General features: G+C 68.5%; 16 protein-coding genes and 1 CRISPR repeat array. Of the genes, 6 read left to right on the top strand and 10 right to left on the bottom strand.

Annotated elements, in window-relative coordinates; translation table 11 throughout:
* Positions 1 to 37: 37 nt before the first annotated feature.
* A CRISPR array of direct repeats spans positions 38 to 2934; the repeat unit is 28 nt; unit sequence GGATCATCCCCGCATACGCGGGGTGCAC.
* 56 nt (positions 2935 to 2990) lie between these two features.
* From cas2e to B1H55_RS08385, 10 genes are all read right to left on the bottom strand, one after another.
* Positions 2991 to 3383 carry a type I-E CRISPR-associated endoribonuclease Cas2e gene (gene cas2e, locus B1H55_RS08430; protein ID WP_077240395.1) on the bottom strand — a complete coding sequence of 131 codons (393 nt, stop codon included), beginning with the start codon at positions 3381 to 3383 and terminating at the stop codon, positions 2991 to 2993.
* Positions 3377 to 4324 carry a type I-E CRISPR-associated endonuclease Cas1e gene (gene cas1e / locus B1H55_RS08425; RefSeq protein WP_077240394.1) on the bottom strand — a complete coding sequence of 316 codons (948 nt, stop codon included), beginning with the start codon at positions 4322 to 4324 and terminating at the stop codon, positions 3377 to 3379. The genes cas2e and cas1e overlap by 7 nt, the downstream gene beginning before the upstream one ends.
* Positions 4325 to 4326: 2 nt before the next feature.
* A complete protein-coding gene (cas6e, locus tag B1H55_RS08420; protein WP_077240393.1) occupies positions 4327 to 5016 on the bottom strand; it encodes a type I-E CRISPR-associated protein Cas6/Cse3/CasE in 690 nt (229 codons plus the stop codon).
* Positions 5007 to 5720 carry a type I-E CRISPR-associated protein Cas5/CasD gene (gene cas5e / locus B1H55_RS08415; RefSeq protein ID WP_077240392.1) on the bottom strand — a complete coding sequence of 238 codons (714 nt, stop codon included), beginning with the start codon at positions 5718 to 5720 and terminating at the stop codon, positions 5007 to 5009. Before cas5e ends, cas6e begins: the two co-directional genes overlap by 10 nt.
* Complete coding sequence (cas7e, locus tag B1H55_RS08410) at positions 5720 to 6850, bottom strand: type I-E CRISPR-associated protein Cas7/Cse4/CasC (protein WP_077240391.1); 1131 nt, start codon at positions 6848 to 6850, stop codon at positions 5720 to 5722. Before cas7e ends, cas5e begins: the two co-directional genes overlap by 1 nt.
* A gap of 1 nt (position 6851) precedes the next feature.
* The gene (gene casB / locus B1H55_RS08405) at positions 6852 to 7370 is read right to left on the bottom strand and encodes a type I-E CRISPR-associated protein Cse2/CasB (RefSeq protein ID WP_420866436.1); all 519 of its coding nucleotides are present in this window, start codon (positions 7368 to 7370) and stop codon (positions 6852 to 6854) included.
* Between the two features lie 182 nt (positions 7371 to 7552).
* On the bottom strand, positions 7553 to 9211 hold the full coding sequence (gene casA, locus B1H55_RS08400) for a type I-E CRISPR-associated protein Cse1/CasA (protein ID WP_077240389.1): 1659 nt from the start codon (positions 9209 to 9211) through the stop codon (positions 7553 to 7555).
* Positions 9208 to 12171: a CRISPR-associated helicase/endonuclease Cas3 gene (locus B1H55_RS08395; RefSeq protein ID WP_080461682.1), complete on the bottom strand. Its 2964-nt coding sequence runs from the start codon at positions 12169 to 12171 to the stop codon at positions 9208 to 9210. The genes casA and B1H55_RS08395 overlap by 4 nt, the downstream gene beginning before the upstream one ends.
* Positions 12172 to 12586: 415 nt before the next feature.
* Complete coding sequence (locus B1H55_RS08390) at positions 12587 to 12880, bottom strand: type II toxin-antitoxin system Phd/YefM family antitoxin (protein ID WP_197702459.1); 294 nt, start codon at positions 12878 to 12880, stop codon at positions 12587 to 12589.
* Positions 12881 to 12894: 14 nt separating this feature from the next.
* On the bottom strand, positions 12895 to 14250 hold the full coding sequence (locus B1H55_RS08385) for a cysteine desulfurase family protein (RefSeq protein ID WP_077240388.1): 1356 nt from the start codon (positions 14248 to 14250) through the stop codon (positions 12895 to 12897).
* Between the two features lie 101 nt (positions 14251 to 14351).
* On the opposite strand from B1H55_RS08385, the gene B1H55_RS08380 reads away from it, so the two are divergent.
* The 6 genes from B1H55_RS08380 to nudC all read left to right on the top strand — a co-directional run bounded on the left by B1H55_RS08380 (position 14352) and on the right by nudC (position 20999).
* Complete coding sequence (locus B1H55_RS08380; RefSeq protein WP_077240387.1) at positions 14352 to 15326, top strand: sugar-binding transcriptional regulator; 975 nt, start codon at positions 14352 to 14354, stop codon at positions 15324 to 15326.
* 241 nt (positions 15327 to 15567) lie between these two features.
* The gene (deoC, locus tag B1H55_RS08375; protein ID WP_077240386.1) at positions 15568 to 16230 is read left to right on the top strand and encodes a deoxyribose-phosphate aldolase; all 663 of its coding nucleotides are present in this window, start codon (positions 15568 to 15570) and stop codon (positions 16228 to 16230) included.
* Positions 16227 to 17648 carry an L-fucose:H+ symporter permease gene (fucP, locus tag B1H55_RS08370; RefSeq protein WP_077240385.1) on the top strand — a complete coding sequence of 474 codons (1422 nt, stop codon included), beginning with the start codon at positions 16227 to 16229 and terminating at the stop codon, positions 17646 to 17648. Before deoC ends, fucP begins: the two co-directional genes overlap by 4 nt.
* 3 nt (positions 17649 to 17651) lie before the next feature.
* Positions 17652 to 18698 carry an aldose 1-epimerase family protein gene (locus tag B1H55_RS08365; protein WP_077240384.1) on the top strand — a complete coding sequence of 349 codons (1047 nt, stop codon included), beginning with the start codon at positions 17652 to 17654 and terminating at the stop codon, positions 18696 to 18698.
* 3 nt (positions 18699 to 18701) lie between these two features.
* Positions 18702 to 19616, top strand: a complete 915-nt coding sequence (gene rbsK, locus B1H55_RS08360) for a ribokinase (RefSeq protein WP_077240383.1) — start codon at positions 18702 to 18704, stop codon at positions 19614 to 19616.
* Positions 19617 to 19874: 258 nt separating this feature from the next.
* Entirely contained in the window at positions 19875 to 20999 is a 1125-nt protein-coding gene (nudC, locus tag B1H55_RS08355) for an NAD(+) diphosphatase (RefSeq protein WP_080461681.1), read from the top strand.
* Positions 21000 to 21063: the final 64 nt, after the last annotated feature.

Raw genomic sequence — 21063 nt, 5'->3', positions numbered from 1 at the left:
GCACCTTCTGCGATAGCGGGGATGACAGCGCACAGAAGGATCATCCCCGCATACGCGGGGTGCACTGTATGTTGATATGCGGTTACCGGTATACGCGGGGATCATCCCCGCATACGCGGGGTGCACGACATCCTGCAAGTTGTAGTGACTGCGGAGCGGGGATCATCCCCGCATACGCGGGGTGCACGTGACCTTGATGCGAACCTCCCCGGTCTTCGACGGATCATCCCCGCATACGCGGGGTGCACGCGGTTGATTGTCACGTCTTTTGTGCCGCCCATGGATCATCCCCGCATACGCGGGGTGCACGGATTCTCGGATGACGCGGTTCATGGTGTCTCCGGATCATCCCCGCATACGCGGGGTGCACGTGATGCCGTGCCCCCGGACTTTGATATCCAGGGGATCATCCCCGCATACGCGGGGTGCACCTTGAGAAGGTCGGCGTCTGGGACCCCGAGTGGGGATCATCCCCGCATACGCGGGGTGCACGCACGACGTGGCGGGTGGTCAGGCGCCTGGCTGGGATCATCCCCGCATACGCGGGGTGCACCAGATCGCCGCCCTGGGGCGGGTGGACCGCCTGGGATCATCCCCGCATACGCGGGGTGCACAGCGATACAACGGTACGGGCCTGCCGAGTTTCAGGATCATCCCCGCATACGCGGGGTGCACGCAAGAGACCTCCAATTCGTGAGGCGACCCGAAGGATCATCCCCGCATACGCGGGGTGCACCGAATACGGGTCAACTGAAAATACCCGCTAATGGGATCATCCCCGCATACGCGGGGTGCACTCGATTACGGCGCCTGATAGACCCCGGGCGTCCGGATCATCCCCGCATACGCGGGGTGCACCCGCCCGTATCGCGCATCACGAACATCACGCCGGGATCATCCCCGCATACGCGGGGTGCACGGCTGCAGGGCGGTGGTCCGCATGAGGGAGCGGGGATCATCCCCGCATACGCGGGGTGCACTTTCGTTCTCCGCGTTCCCAGAATCCCCCCCCGGGGATCATCCCCGCATACGCGGGGTGCACCCAAGCGCTTTCTCCTTACTCTTTGGGGCGATCGGATCATCCCCGCATACGCGGGGTGCACGCTCGACCTCTCCCCTGCCCGGCCCCGTCGACCGGATCATCCCCGCATACGCGGGGTGCACTTCCGGATCGCCAACTTCTTGGCACCATACGATGGATCATCCCCGCATACGCGGGGTGCACTGGGCGCACGCGGCTGGCTCACCAACGACGATGGGATCATCCCCGCATACGCGGGGTGCACGCACGCATGGACCCGCCGTTGATCGTCGCCGTGGGATCATCCCCGCATACGCGGGGTGCACTTGCGGAGGCTTTTCTCCGACGTCTGCCCGATCGGATCATCCCCGCATACGCGGGGTGCACTCTTGATGTTCACGAGGACTTTCTGGCGTGGTGGGATCATCCCCGCATACGCGGGGTGCACTATCCTGCGGTATGAGAACAGCCTTTCCGGCAAGGATCATCCCCGCATACGCGGGGTGCACGATGCTCCCGAACATCGTCGGGCAGGTCGGACCGGATCATCCCCGCATACGCGGGGTGCACTTGGCTCGCGCGACGGCGAGGTAGGCGCTCTTGGGATCATCCCCGCATACGCGGGGTGCACGACGAGGAGATCTCGATGCGGTCGCCGCCCGCAGGATCATCCCCGCATACGCGGGGTGCACCAGATAGTCGTCGACCCATTGGAGGCGCCGCAGGGATCATCCCCGCATACGCGGGGTGCACCATGAGGGGGGCTCCGTTCTGCTGGTGGGGATGGGATCATCCCCGCATACGCGGGGTGCACCGGGGCGGGTGGCGAGTTTCGGTTCGGTGGTGCGGATCATCCCCGCATACGCGGGGTGCACATGCCGAGGCCGGCCCGGAGCGCCGAGTCGTCGGGATCATCCCCGCATACGCGGGGTGCACATGGGCCTCCTCTCTGTTGAGTTGTTCGTCGGGGGATCATCCCCGCATACGCGGGGTGCACGGGGAGAGTGAGGAGCAATGGACAGTAAGATTCGGATCATCCCCGCATACGCGGGGTGCACTCCAGCGCCCCGGCGTCGAGGGAGGCGGGGGGGTGGATCATCCCCGCATACGCGGGGTGCACGAACCAAGATGACGGCGGCAGTGACGCCCCATGGGATCATCCCCGCATACGCGGGGTGCACCGGCCCGGAGTGACGTCCGTCTCAGCGCCCCCCGGATCATCCCCGCATACGCGGGGTGCACATGACGCGTGCGCCCCGTGATGGTCGCGTCGCCGGATCATCCCCGCATACGCGGGGTGCACCCCTACTCGAATGGGTAATGCAAATGACATTCAGGATCATCCCCGCATACGCGGGGTGCACGCTGTGACCGGGATTACGGCACGGGGGTGTGAGGGATCATCCCCGCATACGCGGGGTGCACTTGTCCTCGAAGCGCTTGGAGCCTCGGCGGACGGGATCATCCCCGCATACGCGGGGTGCACAGTTATTCATCGGGTGATGAGAATCGAGCCGTAGGATCATCCCCGCATACGCGGGGTGCACTACCTGATGACCAAGCCCGGCGATGTGATTGCGGGATCATCCCCGCATACGCGGGGTGCACTGTATCTGTCTGATTCCCGACGATTTGAGGACCGGATCATCCCCGCATACGCGGGGTGCACCCGAGCGACGGGCGGCCTCGATCGCGGTAACAGGGATCATCCCCGCATACGCGGGGTGCACATCTCTACCCACGCCAGATCCGCCCCTAGGGTCGGATCATCCCCGCATACGCGGGGTGCACACGGGCCCCACGACTGAGAGGTCGCGGGGCCCGGGATCATCCCCGCATACGCGGGGTGCACTTGGAGCGGAGCTCGGCGCTGATAGCGCGGGCCGGATCATCCCCGCATACGCGGGGTGCACACTTGGTGATCCTTGGGATCCCAACAGCATCGTAACCTATCTGAAACCTTCTGCCTTCACTCCCTACCTAGAGCCCGTTCCGCCGAGTTCCTGTAGCGGCGTCGACGAGCGGCGACGGACCAGGACTCCTTCGCCGGCCTCACAACCCCGGGGATCGCCTGCGACCCTTCGATCGCCCGATACGGAGTCCGCATCACCAGGCAGCCCTCGATGTCCACAGGTTCCCGGTCGTGGCCGAGCGAGGCCACAGAGAAATGTTGCTCCGACCTCGTGGACCAAATAAGGAGCGCGCGGCCATCCCCGATATAAGCCCTGACCAGATCCCATAGTTGCTCGCGCACCCGGGCGGCGAGATGCCCGACGAACACTCCGGGAGAGACCTCCATCAGCCAACGCGTGAGCGAGCCGCGCAATTGTGCGGGAGCGGCGGTGAGGACCAGGACTACCATCTACCTGCCTCCTCTGCTTCGATCGCGGCGTAGTTCGCTCCGCCGGAGACGGCCTTCCTCTGGTAGTCCCACAAGGAGACCACGTTGATGGTCAGGTCTTCTGCCTCCTCCGTGCCGAACATCGTGTGGATATCGCGGACCGCGCGCTCAATCACCTTCATCTCGAAGATCCGATCTCGTACTCTTCGCCGGGTCGTACCCGTGAGGTCTTCCATTCCTTCTGCGACAACATCGAAAGCGATCGGGATCGTCGTCTCCGCCTTGTACAGGTCGGCGACGTCGTAGACGAAGGAGCGCTCATGGCCGGTGTGGACGAATCCAAGCCCGGGCGAGCAGCCGAGCGACACGATCACCGCATGCACCACCCCGTACAAGGCGGCATGCGCAGCGGACAGCGCTTGATTGATCGGATCAGAGGCCTCGAAATCGTCAGGTCGATAATCCCGTCTCGTCCACGGCACACCAGTGCGGCGGGAGTTTTCTCTGTAGACCTCGCGCACGCGGGCTCCTTCCCGTCCACGCAACTGCTGCATCGTCAGGCCGCTGACATCCTCGCCCTCGAAACGCCAGCAGTACATCTGCCTCGCGACCTTCAAGCGCTTCTGGGGCGAGGAAACGCGTGCTGCCTGCTCAACGAGCAGCCGCGTCGAGGTGGCCAGGGAACGTCCGTGCGCGTAGTATCGCACGCCACGTTCCCCGACCCATACGGCGGTGGTCCCGCACTCGCCCAAGAGACTCATCGCCTGATGGCTCACCGAGGTTCCCGGGCCGAGAAGGACAGCTACTAGGGAAGCCGCTGGAACTCGAATGGTTCCCTGGTCATTGCGGGCTGTAAGGGCGCCATCCTCTCGGTGGACCACGCAGTGCTCCAGATAGAGGAAGGACATCCGGTCCTGAACGCGAGGGAGCGCCGTGACGGGAACGGGCAGCATCCTTGCCATGATCAGCTCCCGTGAGGCCGGGCGAGCGTCATGAGCCCGCAGCCATAGGCCTTCGAGCGTCCGATCCCAGACACCAGTACCGTCCGCAACTTGTCGGCGTTGGTCACTCTCAGAAGCCCCTCATAGACAGTTCGATTGATCGTCACACGTGCACGGCGATTCGAGTGAGGATCATTCCTCCCGAACTCAGGGCGCTCTCTATGAACCACTACCACCGAATCATCCCCGTCATCTCCACTTGTGGAAAGAGGGGCGAAGCCATGAACGTCGGCCCTGTTGAGGAGCCATTGGCGCTGCTGCTCCACCGTCACATGTCCGTAGACTTTACCGCGAAGTCCAGGCCCTTGCGGTGCCGCATGTGACGGATTCGCTGCGAGGCGGAACGCCCAGACTTGTCCTATCGCCAGGCGGGAGAGGAAAGGCTCGTAGTCACGAGTGAGAGCGTCTGCTCCGGCTGGAGCGGCTTCTGTGATGAGCTGAGCCATGGCCGGCTCTGTGGGGGACACGATATAAAGGGCAGTGCCGAAGGCCCCCCGGTCCACCCGCCAGAGAACACGTCCCCGAGTTTCGATGGAAGTGCTCCCCAAGGGGGTTGTGGCCTTCATGACGACAGCATGCATCGCCTGCGGCGAGCCCAAGTACTTGCGTGCTAGTCGCCGCCCCGGATCCAGATCGATCTTCGTCAAGAACACTGCTGTGCCTCCTCCAGCTCGGTCATGGGATCGTGAGGGTCAAGGGAGGCAATGCCGAGCTCCACCCACTGGCGCTCGACGTTCCTGAATCCGTAGTCACGGCGCCGTGGGTCGAAGGATGCCGGCACATCACGGCTGCCGTAGGCGGAACGGCGCTCCGACGTGGGAACAGCGTCCTGGTCGATGAGAACCTCCGCCCTGAACGCACCGTGCTTCCGCCTCTGGAACCACTCCGAGGCCTGCCAGGACTCGTCCTGAAGCGCCGTGAACAGTGGTGCTTCGCGTAGCCCGAGTGATACCGGCTGTGTCGGTGGGCAGGACCTGCGCCCCAGGTACAAGGGGAACACAGGGTGTCGGAGCGCCGCGTCGAGGCCCTCCAGAAGCGAACGATCCCCCTCGATGCCGGCCAGGAAGACGGCGTCGGCGATGTAGTAGCGGTTCGACAACGGCATGGAGGTCTTGCCGTCCAGGGTGCGGGCGGTGTGGAAGTCCCGGATGACGCTGCCGGGTTGGTCCTTGCGGACGCCGAAGCTGAGCGACAACAGGTCCTCGATGGGGTCAGTGCGGCGTCGTCCGACAGCGGCGGCCAGCATGCCAATGACCCCGCTCTTCGTCGGTGCAGGCTCAGTATCCCTGACCGTGAATCGTGAGGACACCCCCCATGCCTGCATCGGCCCTGCGAGTCGCAGGAGGAGGACGGTCATCAGGCCGGCTCCTCGTCCAGGACACGGGAGGCCACCACCTGGCTGACCCGTGCCGGCAGCTCGGCGAAGGCGACCCGCTCGCCAAGAGAGATCACGGCGTCGGAGTCGATGAGGGACATGACGAAGCTCGCAGCCGGCCTCATCCCGTACGCGTCCTCAATGCTGCTCGCATACTGGGCCAGGGCCTGAACAGAGCGACCGAGATACCCGTCGGAAGCGTCCGCGGGAACGGCAGTCTCGAAGGCACCCACCAGAGAGACCGGCTGGTCCTCGCGCACGGTGACCACGACCGTCTCCGGGAGAGTCCGGTTGGCGAAGGTGTTCTGCTTGCCGGTGGGCATCGACAGGCAGAAGCCGGAGACGAAGGCCTCCAGCGCGCGCAGCGCCGCCTGGCCGTCTCCGAGGTTCTTCTTAAGCATGTCGATGTTGACCGTGGCATAGCGGTACATGGTGGCCGACGCGAACTCGACAGTGCCCATCATGCCGGCGCCCGCGTCCTCCTCCTCGGAGCGGTTCTTCTCATCGTCGACGGCGGTGAAGAAGTCGTACTCATTCTCTGCGGCGTGGGTAGAGATCGCGTGGGCCACCTGGCAGGCGGCGTCGACGTTGAGGTCGGCATCGTCGGCGACCATACGGCCGAAGAGCGAGACGTCGACAGCGTGCTCCTCCTTGAAGATCCTCTTGACCTCCTTGGCCTCCAGACTGGCACCGTCACGCTCAGCGGCGATAGCGAGGTCGGCAAGCCGATCAACCTGGCTTCGAGAGAGGAATAGGAGGTAACCGGATTCCTGAGAAGCGCCCTGCTTGTTTCCTCGCGGGGCCGTGAGCTTGATCTTGGCGGCCTTGAACACGTCCTCCGCCAGAGCAGTGGCCCGGTCCTCCAGGTCCGGGGCCTGGGACGTGATGGCGTCGGCGAGGACCTTGACGACGCGCTTGGTACGCGTGCCCAGTTCAGAGGCGTCAAGATGATCGATGAAGTGCAGCCGAGTGGCCCGCTTCCAGGACTGGCTGGAGACCCGCAGGCGCCTGACCCCTCCGTAGACGGCGGACTTCGGCGAGCCGGAGTCGTCACGGTTGACGCAGCTCGGCGGGACGGACTGGATGACGTGGATGTCGACGAAGGTGCTCATGTCAGTTCTCCGGGGTAGACGGGGTCGAGGGTGAGGAAGTGGAAGGGGTTGAGGACCTGCTGGGATCCTCTGATGCGCGCAGGGAGGCGTACTGGCGGGCCCAGCGCAGGCGGACGGTCTTGGCGCCGTCCGGTTGTTGGAAGGTGACGAGGTCGTCGGCGAGCATGGCGTGGTCGAGCGGAATGCTCTTCGCTCGCAGCTGGGAGATGAAGCCCCTGAGATGGTGCTGCAGCTCGGTGATGCTCGTCGAGGTGACCAGGGCGTTGAAACGTGCTCGGGCTGAAGGGTTCTCCTCCTCCCCGACCCTGATCAGGGTGCGTGCGGCGCGTCCCAATCCACGGCCGGGTACGTACATGGGTTCGATCCGCGACTGCTGGTGGATCGCGTAGAGCGTCATCGCCGTGTGGACGGCGAGCTCCTCCCGGGTAGGGGCGTCTCCGGCGTGCTCGGGGACCTTCACCTCGGTGAGGTCCCAGATCTCGGGACTTTCGCCCGGGGCCTGGCTGACGGCCTTGCGCAGTGCGGCGAGCTGGCCTCTGGCGCGCGGCTCATCGCATGGAGGCAGGTGCCGACTCTGAAGCCCGCGCGGCCCTCCGATACGCGTGTCGACGGTTCTCCCCGCGACGCGGAGCCGACGGAACGGTCGGGTGGGCGGAGGCGCCGTCCCCGCCGTGTCTGAGGGAGTGGTGGTCTGTGAGGCGGTCATGCTGGTGTCCTTTCTCCGTCGTCGACGGGGGAGTCCTGATGATCAGGGCGAGGGAGCGATGTGCTGAGGGCCCGGTTGAAGAAGAACAGAGCACGGCTGACGTCCATCCGGCTGGATCCCTCACCGCGGCCGGCGAAGGCCGTGCTCGGGACCGCAGCCGTGAGGACCTCCTGCTGCCTCCAGGCCTCGCGCCGCAGCCACTCGCGCCACTGGTCTCGGGCGGTCTCCGGGACAGCACCGTCGAGTGAGGCAAGCCAGTGGGGGAACTCCGCGTCAATGACCCGGTAGAACACGGCACTGGCACGTTCGCGTGCCGCTGTCGCAGTATCCGGACTGCCTCCGCGGGCGCGGTCCAGGTTGGAAGCGAGGTTGCGCACGTGACCGGCCACCTGCTCGGTCTGTTCCATGACGTCATGGACGATGGCGACCATGCGCATATTCTCGGGATCCAGCAGGCCCGCTGGCAGCGACAGGGTGTCGCTGACGAGTTCGGAGATAACAGCTTCCTGCGCTCCGTACTCCATACCGACCGCGTGCAGGGGGATGAGGCCGGTTCTCGGCACAACGCCACTGCGCATGAGATGCTGGTAGAAGACGACGACAGCGGGTGCCCTGTACCGAGTGATCTCACCGACTCCCTTGACAGCCACCGACGGGCTCAGCTGGGCGATCACGGTCGACAGCCCTCGCCAGAACGCGCGGTCGGTCGGCAGCTTGCGCGGCATGAAGACCGTTCCGCCGAGCTTCTTGGTCTGAGGCTCGGAGTACCGCCAAGCGGTCATCGGCTCAACCGAGTAGCGGTTCTGAGGAGTGGCCTTGTCCCCGTTGCCCAGGAATAGCCCGACGACGGAGTCCTCATCTCCATGAAAAAGGACGCGTCGGGTCTGCCAGGTGTAGCAACTCACCGGCCCTGTGGGATCCGTGCTGCTCGAGCTTGCCGGGCCGTCCGGATCCCGCTCCCAGGGGGCTGTGTCCTGCTCGGGATCGACGCCCTCAAGATCAGGTACCTCTTCAGTCACGACCGTGTTGAGCAGTAGAGTTCGTGCCAAGGTGTCGCCGGAGACGAACACAGTTCCGATCTGCCCGGCCCATCCCGGACCGATCGGGTATCCCTTCCCACCTTTGACCGCAGGGTCCCCGACAGCTCCGGATCGGATTCCGGAAGGATCGAAAGCATGAACGTGGATGAGCCAGCGTGCCGCCTCCGCCCAGGTAATCCGCTCAAGGCCCGTGGCCATCCGCGTGGTGAAGAAGGGTTCTCCGTTGGGGACGTCCGCGATCAGGGATGTGAGCGCCGAGGTCTTCCCGGATGCTGCGTGGATCCCTGCAACCTGGAAGAACGGCCGTTCGGGGTGACGCAGGTCGAAGCGGTCCCGGAACCGCTCCAGGTAGGCGACGGCGTCCCGCCCCAGACGCGCCGGCTCATCCCAGTACTCCTCCCAGGTGTCCAGATCCTCGGGGCCTCCCATGGTGCGGTGGCAGATTGCCAGGAGCAGTCGCAGGATCGCCACATCCTGGGTCGCGATCTCCCCATGGATACCCTCGATGTCATCAGAGTCATGGAAGATCGTGAGGAGTGATACCTCGTCGGGGGAGCCATCGAGGCGGGTCACCTTGATCCAGGGCTCGTCCAGCAGGTTGAAGGTGGCTGTCATGGTTCGCGGACCTCCTTGAGTCCAGTGGACGAGTCGTACTCCAGGGTTTTGCCGAGCAGCTGTGCACGGCCGTCCGTCAGGGGCAGGAACAGCTGCCCCCTCAGGTCACGGTCATCCTGCCAGGCGTGTGCGACACGAATTCCGATCTCTTCGAGCTCGTCAATGGCCTGGTCCATCCGACGGCCCTTCGTCAGCCCGGCAGGAAGCCGGACCGAGGACATGACCAGCGTGCGTACGACGTCGCGGTCGGGAGCCCGGTCCGTTGGGAGGATGCTGCCGGGCTCTCCGGACGCTGGGGGCAGTGTCCGCAACTCCTCCTGGCCGCCGACCAGCCTGCGCTCAATGAGGATGACCTCCAGAGAGTCCTCGCCGTCGCGTACCTGGGCACGCGCCATCTCCTCGCTGTCGCTGGCTGTCGTGTGGAGCCAGTCGACGAGGTCCGCCCGTGCTCCCGCCCGTTTGGGCTCGGACAGCAGGAAGCCGTTGGCGGCGTCGTGCTTGGACGCGGCCTCCTGAGCGGCTGTCGCGCGTGCCCGTTCAAGGGCCTCGCCCCAGGCGGGAGGTACCTGTGCATCGGCCCCGTACACGGCCTCGATGAGCTGGTGGACATCCTGCGGCGTGCGGACCGTGCCCGAGCCCTTTAGGACCCGCTCGAGGGCCGCAGCGGTCAGGAGCATGTCCTGCTCGCCGTAGATCGTCTTCGCTCCGTGCTCGAGACATGGCTTAGGATTCGCAGGCTCTGGCAGGTAGTCGATGTAGCACGTCGGCACGGTCAAGCGCGAGGGACGCGGCCGGTCGTGCCGGTGGAGCCTGCCCATGCGCTGGAGAATGAGGTCGATGGGGGCCAGGTCGGTGACGAGCAGGTCGAAGTCCACGTCCAGGGACTGCTCCACCACCTGCGTGGCCACCACAATCGCCCGGTGCGGACGCCGTGGCTGCGACCGGGGCGGACCGAAGCGGTGCAGCAGGTCGGCGTCCTTGGCCTGGCGGTCGGCGATGGTGAAGCGGGCATGGGTGAGGCTCACCTCCTCACCGAATACTTGCCGCAGCTCCTCATAGGTCTCCTGGGCGCGGCGCACGGTGTTGCGGACCACGAGCGCGCAGCCGCCGTCGACCAGCGCCTCGCCCAGCAGCTGCGCCAGACCCGCTTCCCTCCCCAGTCGTCGCAGATGGACCTCGCTGGAGCGCCCCGAGGAGGAGACCGCCTCCACTTGGGCGCCCGAGGCGTCCACACTGACCAGGCAGGGGAATGGCGTGCTCACGGGCTCGGGGGCCAGGGTCTTCGGCGGCTTCCGGCCCGACATCAGGTCCAGGCCGCGACGGTAGGCGTCGGCCATCTGGGCGCTGCGCGCCTCCGACAGCGTCGCCGACAGCAGGATGACCGGGACTCCGTAGGAGGCGAGCCAGGTCAGCGCCCGGTTCAGGTAGACGTTCATGTACGTGGAGTAGGAATGCACCTCGTCGACGATGACGACCTTGCGGGACAGGCCCAGGTGCCGCAGCGCAAGATGGGGTGCCCGCATGGCGCCGAAGAGCAGGTGGTCCACGGTCGTCACGACGAAGTCGGAGAGCATGGACTTCTTCCGCCCGCTGAACCACGCCAGGATCGCCAGGTCAGCACGACGGCGTTCCTCGACCGACGGGCTCCTCCTTGACGCCGTGTCCTCGTCGCGGCCGACGTCGGACGGGCGGGGTCCGGGAACATCAGAGTCGTCCCCACCCAAGTTGCCCAGAAGCCGGTCGTGGATCTCCCAGCCCCGCCGGCGCAAGCGGCCTGCCTCACGGTTGAGACGGGCTCGGCCATGCTGGAGCGCGACAGCGAAGGTGGACGGCGCGCCATCGGCTGCGTATGACTTCTCGATGCGCTCCAACCAGTCCAGCTCCCGGGCGAACATCGCGTCCGTCGTCGCCTGGGTGGGCAGGGCGAACAGCACCCCTGACCGCCCCGTCCTCGCCGCCAGCACCTCGGCGGCCAGCTGCGCCGCCTCTGTCTTCCCGCCTCCGGTGGACTCCTGGATGACGAGCATGCCGGGCAGGGCCATGGTGCGGGCCGCCTCAACTGCCTTGGCCTGCACATCTGTGGCCCGGGAGCCCTCGGGAAGCGAGAACCGCGACGTCAGCAGGTGGTCGGGGGAGTGGCCGTCGTCGTGCGGGCGCCAGGGCTCGGGGATCTCCAGGCGGGCGATGCCCTGGGCGGCCCGTCGTGTGTGGGCCTCGGGGCCCAACCAGGTCAGGCCGTCCTCGTCGAGGTGGACCAAGGGGAAGTAGTCCTCGCAGGAGGCGATCCAGTCGGCAACGATGACGAGCCCGGACAGCTCGACGAGGAAGGGCTGAGACCATCGACGCGAGGACCAGTGCTCCAGGTACGGGGCGGCGCCCGTACGGGACGTGACGAGGTCGAGCAGCTCGTGCTGCACGGCGGTCCACCGCTCATCGCCCAGGAGCGGCTCCCGGCCGGGTAGATCGTTGAGCATGGTCGTGTTCGCCGGGATGCCGTGATGCGCGCCCACGACCGAGGACAGCGCCTGGACGCTCCTGCCAGTCCACCCGCGTGCGTCGGTGAGCCAGCCCTCGAGGATGTGCTGGCCCGCCAGGGCATGAGGGACCTTGCGACGCTCGAGAGGGTCGATCGGCGCGTGAGTGAGACCGGCCTCCTTCATCTGGTCGTCGAGGCCCGGGACCTGAACGGAGAACGCTGGCGTGCACTTGCCGATGTCGTGAATGCCTGCCAGCCACGAGACGAGGAGGCGGAACTCCTCGGCGGGTTCCAGACCCGAGGTTGAGCCCGAGAACTCCCTCTCCAGAAGATCGGAGATCGTGGGCCCTACCCACTCGCGAGCCAAGTGCTCAGCCACGGCAGCGGAGTCGAGGAGGTGGAGCCATAGGGGCAGCCAGCGCCGGCGCTCCGGGTCATAGCCGGACTTTGCCCACACGCGCTGGGCGGCAGGTGACAGGGGCACGGGGGGCTCCTTCCTTGGAGGCGGGAACAGACTAGAACGAAGCGCTGACACGAATGGCGGCGCTCACGTCCTGAAGTTCCCCCGTGACCGAACCGTTGCGCCCGCCGGGGGTGTCTTGCGGCGCGGTCCCTGTCACCTCTCACGGATGGGCTCGCCCTGCTTCCTCCGGCATCTTCTTCCGGAACACGCAGCGTCCTGCCGGAGAAGAAACGGGGGCCAGGGAGGAGGTGAGGGTCATGGGCGGGCCGAGAGGCCACCGCATCCTTCAGGCCGCAGGAACGGCCCGGAGGATCAGCGAACCGCTGACCGCAAGCGCTGACCCGATCCGGGCCGTCAGTGTCCACGCGTCGGTCAACGCCGTGCTCACCTGTAGGCATCCGCACGGCCCGGGGCTCCCATGCAACGTGGTACACGGTCACGAGTGCTCGACCATGTTGACCATGGCCAGGGCCTCGTCCTTCGACATGCGGCGGGTCCTCCCCTCGGCATGCTCCTGGAGCCCCTCGCGGATCCCGGCCATCGCCGCAGGATCCGACATGATCTCAAGAGTTTCGAGAAGCCCCTCAAGATCATCGACGCTCAGCAGCACCGCTGCGGGCCGGCCATGGGGAGTGATCGTCACGCGATCATGCGTGAGCGCCACCTGATCGACCACCTCCGAAAGGCGGTTCTTCGCGTCGCGCAGGGCGAGAGGGGACACGATCGTCATGGCCACACGTGTAGCTACAAGGGTTGTCGCCCGGAAGAACCGCGCCGCGTGGAAGAACCCCTGCCCGCTCGCGCCCGCCGCGCCGTCTCCACCGCGGCGGGCAGGGCCGCCAGGAGGCGCTCGACGTCGTCGGGCGACGTGCCCGTGCCCATCGTGCAGCGCAGCGTCCCCCGCGCAGCCTCCTCGCCCAGGCCCATCGCCAGCAGCACATGGCTCGGGCCGCTCACCCCCGCATGGCAGGCCGAGCCCGACGAGGCGTCGATCCCCGCCATATCCAGGGCCATGAGCAGCGCCTCCGCGCTCACCCCCTCGAACCACAGATGAGCCGTCCCCGGCAGATGCGGCACTCCCTCCGGCAGGGTCGCATGCGCGCCCGGGATCGCCAGCGCCCCCGCCAGCAGACGCTCCCGCAGCCCCTCCAGGCGCGCCGCCTCCGCCTCCCGCTCGGCCACCGCCAGCTCAAGGGCCAGTGCGAGCGCGCGGGCGCCCACCACATCCTGCGTGCCCGATCGCAGGCCTCGCTCCTGGCGGCCCCCGCCCATCGGCGCCACAAGCTCCAGATCGCGCCGCGCCACCAGCGCCCCCACGCCCACCGGCGCGCCCAGCTTGTGCCCGGAGATGCTCACCGCGTCCAGACCCCAGCCACGGATATCCAGCGGCACCCGCCCGACGGCGGCCACCGCGTCGCAGTGCACCGGCACGTACCCCGGCCGCCCCGGCCGCCCCGGCCGCCGCTCGCCGCTCGCCTCACGCACGGCCGCGACGATCCCCGCCAGATCCTGCACGGCCCCCGTCTCGTTGTTCGCCGCCATGACGCTCACCAGCGCCACGGGGACCGGCGCGCCGCCGCCCTCGAGACGGGCCGGGCCCCCATCCGCAGGCCCCCCGTCAGCCCGGGACTCCCGCGCCTCCCACGCTTCTTGCGCCTCCCGCACCACTGCGGCCACGGTCTCCGGCCGCATCAGCCCCGCGCCGTCGACCCCCAGAACCCGCAGGCGCGCCCCCAAGCGCGCCTGCGCCGTCCTCGCCGAGTCCAGCACCGCCGGGTGCTCCACCGCCGAGACCGCCAGCACCCCGCCCGGGACCGCCAGGGCCCGCCCCGCCACGACGAGCCCATCGGACTCCGTCCCGCCGGAGGTCAGGATCACCTCGTGCGCGTCCACCCCCAGGGCCGTCGCGATCCGGCCCCGCGCCTCTGCCAGAAGCCCCGCCGCCTTGCGGCCCGAGCCATGCAGCGCCGCCGGATTCGCCGGCACCCCGCCCGCCTGGCCGCCCGCCTCGGCGGCCATCTCAGCCGCATCCCGCGCCACCTGCTCGGCAACCTCGGGGCGCATCGGCGCCGTCGCCGCATGATCGAGGTAGGTCCGCATGGGGGAACCCTAGAGGATCGCCCGATGGAGGCGCCCCTGGTCCCGGCGCGATAACATTCGCCAATCCCGGGCCGAGGCAGCGCGGAGGAAAGGGGAGAGGGATGGAGCACGACGACCCCGGACTGACCCCCAAGGATGCCCAATCCCTCGACGCCGCCAAGCTCTACTACTCCGGCCTGGCCCAGCGGGAGGTCGCGGAGCGCCTCCACGTCTCCCGCTCCACCGTCTCCAAGCTCCTCGCCCACGCCGAGCGCCGCGGCTTCGTGCGCATCGAGGTCTACGACCCGCGCGAGCGCGACCCGCGACTCCTCGACACCCTCATCGAGCGCTTCGGCCTCCTCGACGTGCGCCTCGTCAGCCCCGCAGGCCCCGGCCCCGCCCTCCTGCGTCACGCCCTCGGGCGCGAGGGCGCCGCCCTCCTGGCCGACCTCGTGCGTGACGGGGACCGCATCGCCACCATCGGCTCGCGCACGATCGCCGAGCTCGCCCGGCACCTGCCCACCGTCACGCACTACGACCTCGACCTCGTCCAGATGGCCCGGGCCCTCATCCGCCCCGACCAATCCTCCTACGAGGACATCGGCGTGCACCGTCTCTCCCAGGCCCTCGGCGCCCGCCTCCACATCCTGGGCGCCCCGCTCATCGTGCCCACCGTGCGTGAGCGCAACGCCATCCACCGCGACCCCGACGTCCGCCGCGCCCTCGACCTCGCCCGCTCGGCCCGCATCGGCATCCTCACCGTCGGTGGGACGCAGGCATGGTCCCAGTGCCTGAGCCATGACCAGCTCGCCGCCGCCGAGCGCCGGATCCTCTCCGAGCGGGCCGTCGGCGACCTCGGATCGCGGTTCATCGACGTCGAGGGCCGGATCTGCGCTCCCGATCTCAACAATCGCATGGTCGGCCTGTCCCTGCCGGAGATCCGCCGTCTCGAGCAGCGCGTCATCATCGCCGGGGGAGCGGATAAGGCCGCCGCCCTGCGCGCGGCGCTCAGACGCGGATATGCCAACCGCCTCATCACCGATGTGGCCACCGCGCGCCGGATCATCGCCATCGACGACGATCGGCTCGCCGCCTGAGACCGCCGACGAGCGCGGTTCCCCGTCCACATCGGCCGGCGACGGCCGGCGACGCTCTGGAACAAATGTTCCACTGCGGAGAGAATGCGACGACATTCGTCGGTCCCGCAGCTGGAAACACTGACAAACAACTGAAATGGCGAGGAAAACGCGCCCCTGGCTTCGATGGCCGTGAAGGGTTACCGCCGCAGCGCGACGGCGTTACCTTCGTGTGGTCACCGCCACGGACGAAGGAGTTCTCGTGACATCTGTTTCCCGCATCATCGACCACACCCTGCTCGCCCCTGACGCGACCGCGGAGCAGATCGACGCCCTATGCCAGGAGGCGAAGGACCTCCGCATGGGAGCCGTCTGCGTCAACCCATCCCGGGTCCCCCAATGCCGCGAGGCACTGGCGGGCAGCGGCATCACCCTCTGCACCGTCATCGGATTCCCCCTGGGCGCCACCCTCACCGGGGCCAAGGCCGCCGAGACCCGCGCCGCCATCGCCGCGGGCGCCGAGGAGGTCGACATGGTCATCAACATCGGTGCCGTCAAGGACGGCGACTGGGACGCCGTCGAGGCCGACATCCGCGCCGTCGTCGAGGCCTCGGGCAGTGCCCTGACCAAGGTCATCCTCGAGACCTGCCTGCTCACCGACGACGAGATCCGCCGCGCCTGCGCCGCCGCCAAGACGGCCGGGGCCGACTTCGTCAAGACCTCCACCGGCTTCTCCACCGGGGGCGCCACCGCCCACGCCGTCGCCCTCATGCGCGAATGCGTGGGGGAGGGCATGGGCGTCAAGGCCTCCGGCGGTATCCGCTCCGCCGCCGACCTGGCCGCCATGGTCTCCGCCGGCGCCACCCGCATCGGCGCCTCCGCCGGGAGGGCCCTGCTGGAGGCGGATCCGGAGGCCGAACGATGAGCGCCACCGACCAGACCACCGCCAGCCCCGACGCCGCCCCCGAGGCCGTCCCGGACCACCGTTCCATCGGGATCATCCCCGACCCCACCCGCCAGCTCGACGACGGCTACCTGGACCGCACCCCGGTCTTCCAGTACATCCTGCTGTCCATCTGCTTCCCCATGTGGGGCGCGGCCGCCAGCCTCAACGACATCCTCATCACCCAGTTCAAATCCGTCTTCGACCTGTCCGACTTCGCCTCGGCGTTCGTCCAGTCCGCGTTCTACGGCGGCTACTTCCTCATCGCCATCCCCTCCTCGCGCGTCATCCGGCGCACGAGCTACAAGACGGGCCTCCTCATCGGCCTGAGCGTCTACATCCTGGGATGCACCCTCTTCTTCCCGGCCTCCCGGATGGCCACCTACCAGGTGTTCCTCGCCTCGTTGTTCTCCATCGCCATCGGCCTGTCCTTCCTGGAGACCTCCGCGAACACCTACTCCTCGCTCATCGGCCCCAAGCGCCTGGCCACGCTGCGCCTCAACATCTCCCAGACCTTCACCCCGATCGGATTCCTCGCCGGGGTCGTCCTGGGCAAGTACCTCATCTTCTCCGAGGGGGAGTCCCTCGAGAAGCAGATGGAGGGCCTGGATCACGAGGCCGCCCGCGCCGTCGCCGAGGCCGCGCTCCAGCGCACCCTCGGCCCCTACAAGGTCATCATCGCGGTCCTCTTGGTGCTCGTGGTGCTCGTGGCCATCACCCGATTCCCCCGCTGCAAACCACTGGACTCCCACCACCACGAGGAGCGGGCCTCCATCGGGGAGACCCTGGCCTACCTGCGCACCCGGAGGCGCTTCGCCCAGGGGATCATCGCCCAGTTCCTCTACGTCGGGCTGCAGACGGCCGTGTGGTCCTTCACCATCCGACTCGCCCTCAACATGGATGCCGGCCTCAACGAGCGCTCCGCCTCGAACTTCATGATCGGCACATTCATCATGTTCTTCGCCGGCAAGATGCTCGCCAATGTCCTCATGGCGCGCTTCAACCACGACCTCGTCCTGGTCGGGTACTGCGCCGTCGGGATGGCCGCACTCGTGTACGTGTCCTTCGTGCCCAATATGAGCGCGGTGTGGTGCGCCCTGCTCGTCTCGGGGTGCATGGGGCCGTGCTGGGCCACCATCTACGCCCGCACCCTGGACTCCATCGAGGACAAGAGATTCACCGAGACCGGAGGCGCGATCATCGTCATGGCCATCGTCGGCGGCGCCGTCGTCCCCGCGCTCCAGGGCCTCATCTCCGACGCCCTCGGATCGATGCAGCGCTCATTCGCCATCAACATCGCGTGCTTCGCCGTCATCCTCCTGTACTTCCTGCGCTGTCACAGGGACGAACGGGATGAGCGGAATAGCACCCCCACGAACGCGACCCGCAAGGAGGACTGAGACATGATCACCATCCCGCTGTCCCGCGAGATCTTCACCGCCACCCCCACCAACATCGTCGAGGCGGGGACGCTGCGCGCCACCGCCACCGTCCACCCCTCGGGGATCGCCTCGCTCACCATTGCCAACGAGCGGGGCAGCGTGGAGGTGCTGCCCTACATGGGGCAGATCATCTGGGACCTGGTCTTCGACGGCATCAGCCTGCGCATGGACAACATGTTCAGCCGGCCCCGGCCCGCCACCGAGATCGCGGCCACCTACGGCTGCTTCGCCTTCCACTCCGGCCTGCTCGCCGCCGGGTGCCCCGCGCCCGACGATGATCACCCCCTCCACGGAGAGTTCCCCTGCGCGCCCATGGACGCCGCCTGGATCGAGATCGAGGACGCCCCCGGGAGCGGGGAGGGCGCGGGCGCCGTCATGCGCGTCGTCTCCTCCTACGAGTACGTCATGGGATTCGGCGCCCACTACCGGGCCCGCCCCTCCGTCGCGCTCGCCGAGAGCGCCACCATGATCGACATCGCCCTGGACGTGACCAACCTGTCCGCCTACGCGCCCATGCCCCTGCAGTACATGTGCCACATGAACTACGCCTTCGTGCCCGGAGGCGCCATGCGCCAGACCCTTCCCGACGGCGCCTTCCAACTGCGGCGCACCATCCCCGCGCACGTCACCCCCACCCCGGAGTGGAGGGCCCTCAACGAGGACATCCTCGCCGGGCGCCTCAACGCCGACTCCCTGGAGGGCGCTGAGGCCTTCGACCCCGAGATCGTCTACTTCGCCGACGACCTGCCGCGCTACGGCAAGGACCTCGAGTTCGAGCTCGCCTCGCCCGACGGGCGCGTCTTCGCCACGCGCTTCTCCTCCGAGGAACTGCCCGTGGCCACCCGCTGGATCCTGCACAACCCGGACCAGAAGGTTGCCGCATTCGTCCTTCCCGGCACGTCGCGCCCCGAGGGCCGCAACGCCGCCCGCGAGGCCGGCACCCTCATCGAACTGGCCGCCGGCCAGAGCCGATCCTTCCACGTCACCACCGGGCTCAAGGAGGGCTGAGACATGGATATCGCCGTCATCGGCTCCAACATGGTGGACCTCATCTCCTACATCCACCGGATGCCAGCCGAGGGGGAGACCGTCGAGGCCCCGGACTTCGCCATGGGGTGCGGCGGCAAGGGCGCCAACCAGGCCGTCGCGGCCGCCCGCCTCGGCTCCAGCGTGCGCATGGTCACCAGGGTCGGCAACGACATCTTCGCCGACAACACCATCGCCAACTTCAGGCGCAACGGCATCGACACCACCTATGTCATGCCCACCGAGGCCACCAGCGGCGTCGCACCGATCTTCGTCGATGAGGAATCGCACAACTCCATCATCATCGTCAAAGGCGCCAACGCCCTGCTCACCCCCGACGACGTGCGCGCCGCCGAGGAGGACATCGCCGCCTGCCGCCTCATCGTCCTCCAGTTGGAGATCCCGCTGGAGACCGTCTACGAGGCCGTGGCCCTGGGCAAGCGCCATGGCATCCCCGTGCTCCTCAACCCCGCGCCCGCCCAGCCCGACCTCGTGCTGGGCCGGGTCCGGGACTGCGAGTACATCGTGCCCAACGAGACCGAGCTGTCGCTGCTCACCGGCATGCCCGTCGAGACCATGGACGACGTGCGCAACGCCGCCTCCGTCCTGCTGGACGTGGGCATCCCCAACGTCATCGTCACCCTCGGGGAGCGCGGAGCACTCTGGCTGACGGCCGAGGGCGAGCGCGTCATCGACGCCGTGGCCGTGGACGCCCACGACACCACCGGAGCCGGGGACGCCTTCATCGGCTGCTTCAGCCACTGCCTCGTGGCCGACGGAGACGTCCTGGAGGCCCTGAGGAGGGCCAGTCACTACGCGGCCGACTCCGTGACCAAGCCCGGGACGCAGTCCTCCTACGCCGACGCCGAGCAGTTCGCCCGCCTGTGCGGCGCGCAGTAGAAGCTGGGCGCGGGGCCGGCCGACGGTGAGCGGTCCCGCGCTGACCAGCGGCTCATCCGGCACCGGGGCCCGCATCCATCGACCGCGCGGGCCCCAGCCGGTGGGACCCGTTGGGCGGAGGAACGGGGAAAGGCGCATGGTGGGCCCATGACCTGCCAACCCAGCGCACCCCGCCCCGCCGCGCCTCGAGGGACCGACCGGGACGCGCCGACGGCGCGGCGCGCGCTCCGCACCCGGTCCGCTGCCCTCGCTCTACCGATGCTGTCGCGCAGCCGGACCGACCGGGACGCCGCGCGCCGCAGCGAGCCCGGGCTCCTGGAGCGCCTCGCCGCCGACCCCGCCACCCGGCTGGTCCTGGCCGACGCCCGGGGGCGCGTCGCGCTCGCGGCCCCCGCCATCCGCCCCGACCTGCCCCTGGACGGGCTCACACCCTTCGAGTCCGCGCCGGAGAATCTGCACCTGGCCGATCTGCGCGCCACCGACGCCGACCTGAGCGGGCTGCTCCTCATCTACCTCGGCCGTTCCCCGCGCGGCTCCGCAGCGGGCGAGGGGGGAACGGGCGGGCCGGGGCAGGACGCCGGGGGCGCCGCCTGGATCGCCGCGGTCGTCCCCAATGGCGCCCCCGCCACGACTGCCGCCGAGCCCCAGGACGCCGAGGGCGCCAGGCGGCCTCACGCCGACCTCGAGCGGATCCTCGCGGCCAACCCGCTGTCCGCGCTGCGCGCCGTCGGGGCCGCCCTCGACGCCCACGACGCCGGGCTCGCCACCGCCGCCGCCGCCCTGGCCGCCTGGCACGCCTCCGCCCCCCACTGCGCCGCCTGCGGGGCCCGTACCGAGCCCTGCCAGGCCGGATGGGCCCGCCGCTGCCCGCGACCCGGCGGCTGCGGCGCCATCTCGTTCCCCCGTACGGACCCGGCCGTCATCATGGCGGTGACCGACGAGCGCGACCGCATCGTCCTCGTCCACGGCGCCGCCTGGCCGCCCCGGCGCTACTCCACCGTCGCCGGATTCATCGAGGCGGGGGAGTCCGCCGAGGCCGCCGTCGCCCGGGAGGTCGCCGAGGAGATCGGGCTGCGGGTCGAGGCGGTCGAGCACGTCGCCACCCAGCCCTGGCCCTTCCCCCGCTCCCTCATGCTCGGCTACCGCGCCCGCCTCGCCCCCGGCGAGGGCCCCGCGCGCCCCGACGGCGAGGAGGTGAGCGACGCCGTCGCCCTGTCCCGCGCGGAGCTGGCGGAGGCCGTGGCCGCCGGGGAGGTCATCCTTCCCGGTCCCACCTCCATCGCCCACCTGCTCATCGAGGACTGGTACGGCGGGGGCCTTCCCGAAGCGCCGACGTGGAGCAGCCCCCGCCCGCCCGGGGCGCCCGCGCCCCAGCGACCGTGAGCGGCGGGCGGATCGCGATAAGCGGCGTCGGAGCGTGTCGGCGGGCCGTGGCAGGCTGTGCACG

Origin of the sequence: Actinomyces denticolens (assembly GCF_002072185.1) — a bacterium.
Taxonomy (GTDB): Bacteria; Actinomycetota; Actinomycetes; order Actinomycetales; family Actinomycetaceae; genus Actinomyces; species Actinomyces denticolens.
The sequence above is the reverse complement of the archived record's forward strand: the minus strand, read 5'-3'. Positions and strand labels throughout refer to the sequence as shown.

What these genes read in the sequence shown, in the direction of transcription:
- cas2e (WP_077240395.1), bottom strand. Translation starts at nt 3,383, where the DNA reads ATGGTAGTCCTGGTCCTCACCGCCGCTCCCGCACAATTGCGCGGCTCG.
- cas1e (WP_077240394.1), bottom strand. Translation starts at nt 4,324, where the DNA reads ATGGCAAGGATGCTGCCCGTTCCCGTCACGGCGCTCCCTCGCGTTCAG.
- cas5e (WP_077240392.1), bottom strand. Translation starts at nt 5,720, where the DNA reads ATGACCGTCCTCCTCCTGCGACTCGCAGGGCCGATGCAGGCATGGGGG.
- cas7e (WP_077240391.1), bottom strand. Translation starts at nt 6,850, where the DNA reads ATGAGCACCTTCGTCGACATCCACGTCATCCAGTCCGTCCCGCCGAGC.
- casA (WP_077240389.1), bottom strand. Translation starts at nt 9,211, where the DNA reads ATGACAGCCACCTTCAACCTGCTGGACGAGCCCTGGATCAAGGTGACC.
- B1H55_RS08390 (WP_197702459.1), bottom strand. Translation starts at nt 12,880, where the DNA reads ATGACGATCGTGTCCCCTCTCGCCCTGCGCGACGCGAAGAACCGCCTT.
- B1H55_RS08385 (WP_077240388.1), bottom strand. Translation starts at nt 14,250, where the DNA reads ATGCGGACCTACCTCGATCATGCGGCGACGGCGCCGATGCGCCCCGAG.
- B1H55_RS08380 (WP_077240387.1), top strand. Translation starts at nt 14,352, where the DNA reads ATGGAGCACGACGACCCCGGACTGACCCCCAAGGATGCCCAATCCCTC.
- fucP (WP_077240385.1), top strand. Translation starts at nt 16,227, where the DNA reads ATGAGCGCCACCGACCAGACCACCGCCAGCCCCGACGCCGCCCCCGAG.
- B1H55_RS08365 (WP_077240384.1), top strand. Translation starts at nt 17,652, where the DNA reads ATGATCACCATCCCGCTGTCCCGCGAGATCTTCACCGCCACCCCCACC.
- rbsK (WP_077240383.1), top strand. Translation starts at nt 18,702, where the DNA reads ATGGATATCGCCGTCATCGGCTCCAACATGGTGGACCTCATCTCCTAC.
- nudC (WP_080461681.1), top strand. Translation starts at nt 19,875, where the DNA reads ATGCTGTCGCGCAGCCGGACCGACCGGGACGCCGCGCGCCGCAGCGAG.